General features: G+C 67.4%; 3 protein-coding genes. 2 read left to right on the forward strand and 1 reads right to left on the reverse strand.

The features are described 5' to 3' along the window. Positions 1-88 precede the first annotated feature (88 nt). On the reverse strand, positions 89-841 hold the full coding sequence (locus ACXAEH_RS10400; RefSeq protein ID WP_475032553.1) for a WecB/TagA/CpsF family glycosyltransferase: 753 nt from the start codon (positions 839-841) through the stop codon (positions 89-91). A gap of 203 nt (positions 842-1044) precedes the next feature. On the opposite strand from ACXAEH_RS10400, the gene ACXAEH_RS10405 reads away from it, so the two are divergent. Together ACXAEH_RS10405 and ACXAEH_RS10410 are read left to right on the forward strand one after the other, a co-directional pair. Beyond that, complete coding sequence (locus ACXAEH_RS10405) at positions 1045-2508, forward strand: hypothetical protein (protein ID WP_475032555.1); 1464 nt, start codon at positions 1045-1047, stop codon at positions 2506-2508. A gap of 260 nt (positions 2509-2768) precedes the next feature. Then, on the forward strand, positions 2769-9215 hold the full coding sequence (locus tag ACXAEH_RS10410; RefSeq protein WP_475035556.1) for a type I polyketide synthase: 6447 nt from the start codon (positions 2769-2771) through the stop codon (positions 9213-9215).

Raw genomic sequence — 9215 nt, forward strand, 5'->3', positions numbered from 1 at the left:
GGATCCGCCCTTCTTCTGGCCGGAAATATCCCGGAGCGCGAGGCAGAGCCTCGCACCCCCGGCTTCGGAACAGTGCTCCCGCCAGAGGTCAGCGCGCCCGGATGCGCCAGGCTCTGAGACACTGCCCGGGCAGGATTGCCAGGCATTTGGCGTAGCGCGGCAGCAGCCGCGCGGGGCTGGAGAGCGCCCGCCACAGCCATTCCATGGCAATTGCCCGCACCCAGGCCGGCGCCCGCTTCTGGTGGCCGCCGAGGAAATCCAGCCCCGCGCCGACCGAGGCAAAGCCGCAGCCCGGCGCCAGGCGGCGGCCGCGCTGCGCCAGGCGTTCCTGCTTGGGCGCGCCCAGCGCCAGGAAGCAGAGGCCAACGCCGGTTTCATCCAGCCGGTGCAGGATCTGATCCGCCTCCGCGCCGTCGGGGTCAAAGCGGCCGGACGGCGCATGCACCCAGGCGATCTGCAGCCCCGGCACCTGCGCCATCAGCGCCTGCCGCGCATCCTGCAGCGCCGCCTCCGTGCTGCCAGCCAGGGCTACCGGCACCCCGGCCTCAGCCGCCAGCCGGCACAGCGGCAGCACCATGTCGGAACCCGGCATCAGCTCCACCGGGCGGCGCGCCAGCCGCGACAGCCAGACGATCGGGCGGCCGTCCGCCACCACCAGGTCCTGGGCCTGATAGGCGGACAGGAATTCCGGGCTGTCTGCCATCTTGACCAGATGGTCCAGGTTGACCGTGGCCAACGCAAACCCCCGGCGGGCGGCAAAGCGGGCCCGGATCTCCGCTTCCAGCCCGGCCCGGGCGGGCATGTTCACCGCAACCCGGCGGCCCTGAAATTCGAAAAACACTGCTGCCTCCATCCCTCACGCCGCTTTCTCATAGCGCTGGCGCTGCCGGCTGGCCAGCACCGCTGCCATGGCCGCACCCAAGGCGTGGCAAAGCTGCAAGCCATTTACCTCCTTTTGCAAATCCACGGGACAGCAGCGGCCGCAACGGGTAAACTTTGACACAATTACAGGGAATTGAAGGGACACGAGGGGGAAACCGGCCTTTGCCCAATGCCTTGGCCTATCTGATGCTGCTGGCCTGGCCGCTGGCCAGCCTGATCCTGTTCCGGCGCCTGCCGCTGGAGCGGGCGCTCTTGTGGTGCCTTATCGCCGGCTACCTGCTGCTGCCGCCGCTGGCCGAGTTCGACCTGCCGCTGGTCCCGGACATGGATAAGTTTGCCATCCCCTCGGTGATGGCCTTCCTGCTCTGCGCCGTTCTCTTGCGCAAACCGGTACCGCTGCTGCCGCGGCATCCCGCGGCCCGGGCGCTGGCGGTGCTTTTTGTCTTTGGCGTCATCCCCACCGTGCTGACCAACAGCGAGCCGATCCAGTTCCGCAAGATCGCCAACTCGGATCCGATCATCTTCCTGACCGATCAGCTGCCCGGCCTCCGGTGGCGCGACCTTGGCTCTGTGGTGATCAACCAGGTGATCGTGCTGATGCCGTTCCTGCTGGCACGCCGCTACCTGTCGACGCCGGAGGCGCAGCGCGAACTGCTCCTGGCGCTGATGCTCGGGGGGCTCGCCTATACCATCCCGTCGCTGATCGAGATCCGGCTCAGCCCGCAGATCAATGTCTGGGTCTACGGCTTCTTCCAGCATGATTTCAGCCAGATGATCCGCCAGGGCGGCTTCCGCCCCATCGTGTTCCTGCCGCATGCGCTGTGGCTGGCGTTTTTCATGATGTCAGCCGTGCTGGCTGCCGCCGCCCTGGCCCGCGCCTCGCAGCGCAAAGACCGGCTGCGCCTGGCCCTGGCCGCAGGGTATCTCTTCATCGTTCTGGTACTGTGCAAAAGCCTGGCCTCGCTGGCCTATGCGCTGGCTTTCACGCCGGTGGTGGCGCTGGCCCCCTTGCGCTGGCAGCTGCGGGTTGCGCTGGTCCTGGGAGTGATCGCGGTGGCCTATCCGGTGCTGCGCAACACCGGGCTGGTGCCGACCGAGGCGCTGGTGGCCCAGGCCGAGGCAATCAGCGCCGAGCGGGCGCAGTCGCTGAACTACCGCTTTGACAACGAGGCGCAGCTCTTGGCGCGCGCTGCCGAGAAGACCTGGTTCGGCTGGGGCGGCTGGGGCCGCAACCTGGTGCGCCACGCCGAGACCGGCCAGATCCTGTCGATCCCGGACGGCCGCTGGATCATCGTCTTTGGCACTTTCGGCTGGCTTGGCTATATCGCTGAAATGGGCCTCCTGGCACTGCCGCTGTTCCTGCTCGCCCGCGCCGCGCGGCGGCTGCCCGCAGGCAGCGTTTCGCCCTATGCGGCGCCGATTGCGCTGATCCTGGCGGCGACGCTGGTGGACATGCTGCTGAACGCGACGCTGATCCCGATCACCTGGATGTGCGCCGGTTCGGTGCTGGGCTATGCCGAGCGGCTGCTCTACCCCGGCTTGTTTAAACGCAAACCCGCGCTATTTGGCGGTGCGCAGGCCTTGGCGCCTGACACCGCCGGGGCCGGGCGGCGCAGTATCCTGTGATGCCGCAATCTTTCCGCTTTTCCGGCCGAATTCGACACAATGCGTCCACAGGCACGCCCTATGGATTGAAGAAAATATAAGGAACGACCCGCGCCTGCCCTTGCGGATGGGGATCTTGCAAGACAGTGCGGACGACCAGCCGGAGAGAAACCCGGCTTTGATAACAACCCGTCCGGCGGGCAGCAGGCAGGCCAGTAAAACGCGGGCCTTCCCCAGTGCGCCGGGCCGTTTCTGAAGGGCCAGTGAGTCAGGTAATGACGATGCAGGATGGAAAACCCGCGGCGGGGGGCGCTGCCGGCAGGGCTACGGGCGGAGATGTCGCGATTGTCGGGCTGTCGGTGGCAGTGCCGGGCGCAGGCTCGGCCGAGGCTTTCTGGCAGAACCTGCGCGGCGGCATCGAATTGATCGAGGTGCTGGACCGGGACACGTTGCTGGCCAATGGCGAGCGGGCCTCAGCCCTGGCCGACCCGAACTACGTTCCCGCCTCCGCCCGCTTGCAGGGGTTTGACGAATTCGACGCCGAGTTCTTCGGCTTCAGCCCCAAGGAAGCCGCCATCCTCGACCCGCAGCACCGCAAGTTTCTGGAAGTGGCCTGGGGCGCGATGGAAAACGCGGGCCACCCGCCCGAAACCATCAATGGCCCCGTCGGTGTTTATGCCGGCTGCGGCATGGGCAGCTATTTCTATTTCAACATCTGCTCGAACCCGGCGCTGGTCGATGACGTCGGCATGTTCCTCTTGCGCCATACCGGCAATGACAAGGACTTCCTGTCGACCCGTGTGAGCCATGTGTTTGACCTGCACGGGCCTTCGGTCAATGTGCAGACCGCCTGCTCCACCTCGCTGGTGGCGGTGCATTACGCCTGTAAAGCCCTGCGCGAAGGCGAGTGCGATATGGCCTTGGCGGGCGGTGTCACCATCGAGCTGCCGCAAGGCCGCGGCTATCTCTACAAGGAAAACGAGATCCTGTCGCCGGACGGCCATTGCCACGCCTTCGACCATAGGGCTCAGGGCACCGTCTTCGGCTCCGGCGCCGGCGCCGTGGCGCTGCGCCGCTTGGAGGATGCGATTGCCGATGGCGACCACATCTGGGCGGTGATCAAGGGCTCTGCCATCAACAATGACGGCGCGGACAAGGCGGGCTATCTGGCGCCTTCGGTCGGCGGCCAATCGGCAGCGGTGCAACAGGCGCTGACAGCCGCGGGCACCCCGGCGGACACCATCGACTATGTGGAATGCCACGGCACCGGCACCTATCTGGGCGACCCGATCGAGGTCACCGCCCTCACTGACGCCTACCGCGCCACGACGCAGGACACAGGCTTCTGCCGCATCGGTTCGGTCAAGACCAACATCGGCCATCTGGACACCGCCGCCGGCGTCGCCAGCCTGACCAAGACCGCGCTGGCGCTGCATCACAGGGAAATTCCGCCCTCGCTGGGTTACGAGGCGCCGAACCCGGCGATTGATTTCGAGACCTCGCCGTTCCGCGTGAACGCCGCCCTCACCCCCTGGACCCCGCACAAGGGGCCGCGCCGCGCCGGCATCAACTCGCTGGGCGTCGGCGGCACCAATGCCCATGTAATCCTGGAAGAAGCCCCCGAACGCGCGCCTTCGGAAGAAAGCGATTTCCCGTTCCAGATCCTCTGCGTCTCCGGCCAGTCCAAGGCGGCGCTGGACGCCAATACGCGAGGACTAGCGGAGTATCTAAAGGCCAACCCGGAGGCCGATCTGGCCGACGTGGCCTTTACGCTGAAGGAAGGCCGCCGCGGCTTTGCCAAACGCCGGGTGCTGGTGGCAAAATCCGCATCCGAAGCCGCCCAGCTCATTGAAGAAAACGACCCCCGCAAAGTCTTTACCCATGACCGCTTGGGCGACAGCCCTGAGGTCGTCTTCATGTTCCCCGGCGGCGGCGCGCAATATGCCGGCATGGCGCGCGACCTTTATGAGACCGAACCGGTCTTTGCCGACTGGATGGACCGCGGGCTGGATCACCTGCAGCAAAGCCTCGACTACGACATCCGCGCCATCTGGCTGCCCGAAGACGGGGAAGAGGACGCCGCCAACGCCAAGCTTCAGCAGCCCTCGGTGCAGCTGCCGCTGATCATGATTGTGGAATACGCGCTGGCGCAGCTGTGGATCAGCTGGGGCGTGAAGCCCGCCGCGCTGGTCGGCCACTCCATGGGCGAGAACACCGCCGCCTGCCTGGCCGGCGTGATGTCCTTCGAGGACTGTATCGGCCTGGTGCTGCTGCGCGGCCGCCTGTTCGACACCGTGCCCGCCGGCGGGATGCTCTCCATCGCCCTGCCCCTGACCGAGGTTGAGGCCATCATCGGGGACGATCTCGACATTGCCAGCGTCAACGCCCCCTCGCTCACCGCCGTCTCCGGCCCGCAAGAGGCGCTGGACCGCCTCTCGGCAGAGCTCACCGCACGCGAGGTGGAACACCAGCGCATCCCCATCGACATCGCCGCGCATTCGCGGATGCTGGACGGCATCCTGCAAGAATACGGCGGTTTCCTCCGCTCGCTGACACTGGCGGCACCCAAGCTGCCGGTGATCTCCAACCGCACCGGCACCCTGCTGACCGCAGACCAGGCCACCAGCGCCGAGTACTGGGTGGGCCAGCTGCGCAATACCGTGCGCTATGCCGACTGCATCGAAACCCTTGCCAAAACCCCGAACCGGGTGTTCTTGGAGGTTGGCCCCGGCAAGGCCCTCAGCGCGCTGGCGCAAATGTCGCCTCGCGTGCAGACGGGCCAGGTGCTCAGCAGCTTGCGCCACCCTGACCAGCAGGTGATGGACGACAGCTATTTCTTCGGCGTCATCGGCCGGCTCTGGGCCTGCGGGGTGGAGGCCGACTGGCCGCAGATCTGGGGCGAGGCGCGCCGCAACCGCCTGCCCTTGCCGGGCTACGCCTTCCAGCGCAGCCGCTATTTCATCGAGCCGGGCAAACCGGCGGTGGAGGAAGAGGCCGCACCCGAACGCCACGAAGACCTCAAGGATTGGGGCTACCGTCCGGCCTGGCGGCCCCGGCTGGCCGATTGCAGCCTGGACGTTGAACACGAACTGGACCAGGAACCGCATAGCTGGCTGATCTTCGAGGATGAGGCCGGCCACGCCGCCCGCACCGCTGAGCGCCTGCAGGCCGCAGGCCACAGCGTCGCCCGCGTGCGCGCAGGCGACACCTATGCGCAGCTCTCACCCTCCGAATACATCCTGCCGCCCGAGCAGGGCCGCCCCGCCTATGGCGCGCTGCTGGCGGACCTGGCGGACGCCGGTCTGCTGCCGGACCGTATCGCCCATTTCTGGCTGGTGACAGAGGGGGAAACATTCCGCCCCGGCGCCTCCTTCTTTGACCGCAACCTCGAGATGGGCTTCCACGCCCTCACCGCGCTGGCGCAGGAGCTGGGCAATGCCGATCTGCCCGGCCGGGCCCATATCACCGTCTTCACCACCGGCGCCGCCCAGGTCCGTGATGAACCCCTGCCCTATCCCGAAAAGGCAATGATCGCAGGCCCCGCCGGCGTCATCCCGCGCGAGCTGCCGGGCCTCAGCTGCGCCACCGTCGACATCGAGCTGCCGCAAGCCCCGCAGGGTCTCTTTGCCCGCCGCACCCCGGCGGACACGGACATCACCCCGCGCCTGCTGGAAGAGCTGATGGCGGAACCGGCCAATACCTCCGCCGCCTGGCGCGGCGGGAAACGGTTTAAACTCACCTGGCGCCCGCAGCCCTTGCCCGAACCGGAAACGCCGGTGTTCAAGCAGGGCGGCCACTACCTGATCACCGGCGGTTACGGCGGCATTGGCCTCACCATCGCCGGCTACCTGATGCGCGAGCACAGTGCCAAAATCTCGCTGATCTCCCGCGACGGCCTGCCGCCGCGCGGCGCTTGGGAGCGCCACCTCGCCAGCCACAGCCCCGCCAACCGCACCGCCCGGCGCATCCGCGCAGTGCTGGCGCTGGAGGACGCCGCCGGCGGCCAGGTGCTGCCGCTGGCCGCCGACGTCTGCAACAGCGGCGAATTGCAAGCCGCCCGCGAACAGGCCGAGGCAGAACACGGCCCCCTCACCGGTGTGATCCACGGCGCCGGCGTCATCAGTGACGGCCCGCTGCTGGCCAAGGGCGAGGACCAGATCGCCCAGGTGCTGGCCCCCAAGGTCAGCGGGCTGCGCGCGCTCGACACCGTGTTCCCGGACGGCAGCCTGGAGCTGATGGTGCTGTTTTCGTCTTCGTCCACCGTGACCCGCCCCGCAGGCCAGGCGGACTACATCGCCGCCAATGAGTTCCTGAACGCCTGGGCCAAACACCGCGCCGGCGGGCAGACCCGCGTCATTGCGGTGGACTGGGGCGTCTGGGCAGACACTGGCATGGCCGCCGACGCCATGGCCACCCGCAACAGCGCCGCAGGCGCCAGCACGCCCGAACCCTGCCCGCAGCCGCTGCTGCAACAGCGCGCCTTTGATGCCGGCGGCAACCCCATCTTCACGCCGCAGTTCAGCACCGCCGACTGGCTGCTGGATGAGCACCGGACCAAGGACGGCACCGCCCTGGTGCCCGGCACCGGCTATATCGAGATCGCCGCCGAGGCGCTGGCCGCTATTGGCGCTACCGGCCCGTTTGAAATCCGCGGCCTCTACTTTCTGCGCCCATTGGTTGTGGAAGACGGAAAACCGCAGACCATTCTGGTTCGTCTAGAAGCTAATGAAAATGGTTATGAACTCTTTGTTTACTCGGCATGTACAAAAGGTTACCGTTTAATCAGTCAAGCAATACTGGTCACAGCGGCGGCGGCAGAACGCCCCGCCGCACTAAACCTCCAGATGATTTCCTCTCGCTGTTCGGAACAGCAGGCGCCAATCAGCGGCCGCCTGCGTTCCCCGCAGGAGGCGCATCTGGCTTTCGGCCCCCGCTGGCATGTGCTGGACCGCATGTGCCTGGGCAGCGGCGAGGGGCTGGCACATCTTTCCCTCCCCGAAGCCGCGGCGCAGGACGGCACCTTGCTGCATCCCGGGCTGATGGATCTGGCCACCGGCTGGGCGATGCAGCTGATCCCCGGCTATGAGGGCAAGGCGCTCTGGGTGCCGGTGTCCTACGGCACCATCCGCATCTTTGCCCCGCTCACTCCGCAAATCTGCAGCCATGTGCGCCTGTCCGGCACCCCGGATGGCAGCTCTGCCGCATTTGACATCACCCTGACCGATCCGGACGGCACCGTTCTGGCAGAGATCGAAAGCTTCCGGATGCAGCGCCTGGCAGACGGGTTTGACGCCTCGGCCGTCCCGGAGGGCCCCGACGCCACCGCCGCACAGCTGGGGCTGGAACCGGCCCGCACCGCGCAGCCGCTGTCGCCGGAAGAGCAGCGCCTGCAGCTCAACATCGCAAACGGCATCAAGGCCGAAGACGGCGGCGAAGCCCTGTCCCGCGCCCTGGCCGCCGGCCTGCCGCAGGTGGTGGTCTCCTCGCTCGAGCTGCCCGCCCTGATCACCCAAGCGGCCCAGACCGCGGCTCCGGCAGCAGGCGAGGCCCAGACCTTCGACCGGCCACAGCTCGACACCGACTACATCGCCCCGCGCAACCCGGTGGAAGAAGGCCTGGCCAAACTCTTTGCCTCCCTCCTCGGCGTCAGCCAGGTTGGCATCGAGGACAGTTTCTTTGACCTCGGCGGCCACTCGTTGATTGCCGTCCGCCTGTTTGCCCAGGTCAAACGCAGCTTTGGCGTGGAATTCCCGATGTCGGTGCTGTTTGAAGCCCCCAGCGTTGCCGCCCTGGCCGAACGCATCATCGAGCGCAGCGGCGGCGGCGTGGCAGCCGAACCCGGGGATGCCCCGCAAGCACAGGACAACAAACCGCACTACACCCATCTGGTGCAGCTGCACCCGGGCGACGGCACCGGGCGGCGGCCCTTCTTCCTGGTCGCGGGCATGTTCGGCAATGTGCTGAACCTGCGCCACCTGGCGCTGCTGGTCGGCAAGGACCGCCCGGTCTATGGCCTGCAGGCCAGGGGGCTCACCGGCGATGCGGCGCCGCATACCTCGCTGGTGGAGGCCGCCCGCGACTGTCTGCTGGAAATCCGCCAGGTGCAGCCCCATGGCCCCTATCTGCTGGGCGGCTTTTCCGGCGGCGGCATCACCGCTTATGAAATGGCGCAGCAGCTGAATACCGCGGGCGAAGAGACCGCCGCGCTGATCCTGCTGGACACCCCGCTGCCGCTGCGCCCGGCTCTCAGCCGCCGCGACAAGCTGCTGATCAAACTGGCGGAACTGCGCAGCAAGGGGCCGCGCTACCTCGGCGAATGGGCCAGAAACCGCATCGCCTGGGAAGTCGGACGCCGCAAGGCACCGCAGCCCGCGCCCGCCGCTGCCGGTTTTGACAACACAAAGATGGAAACCGCCTTCCGCACCGCGCTCGCCGCCTATGATACCGAAACCTGGAACGGCCCGCTAAGCCTGTTCCGCCCGCCGCTCGACCGGCGCTGGAGCGTGTCCGGCGGCCAATGGGTCAGCACCGCGCGCGAATATGTGTTTGATGACAACGACTGGCGCAAATGGGCGCCCCGGACCGAGGTCTTTGAGGTGCCGGGCGATCACGACAGCATGGTGCTGGTGCCCAATGTGGCGGTGCTGGCCGGGCAGCTGAAACAGCTTCTGGACACTGCCGATGCAGCCGCCCGTCCCGCGCCCCCTGCCCTCAAGGCGGCGGAGTAG

The organism is Leisingera sp. ABM4_060, assembly GCF_056158765.1.

What these genes read in the sequence shown, in the direction of transcription:
- ACXAEH_RS10410 (WP_475035556.1), top strand. Translation starts at nt 2,769, where the DNA reads ATGCAGGATGGAAAACCCGCGGCGGGGGGCGCTGCCGGCAGGGCTACG.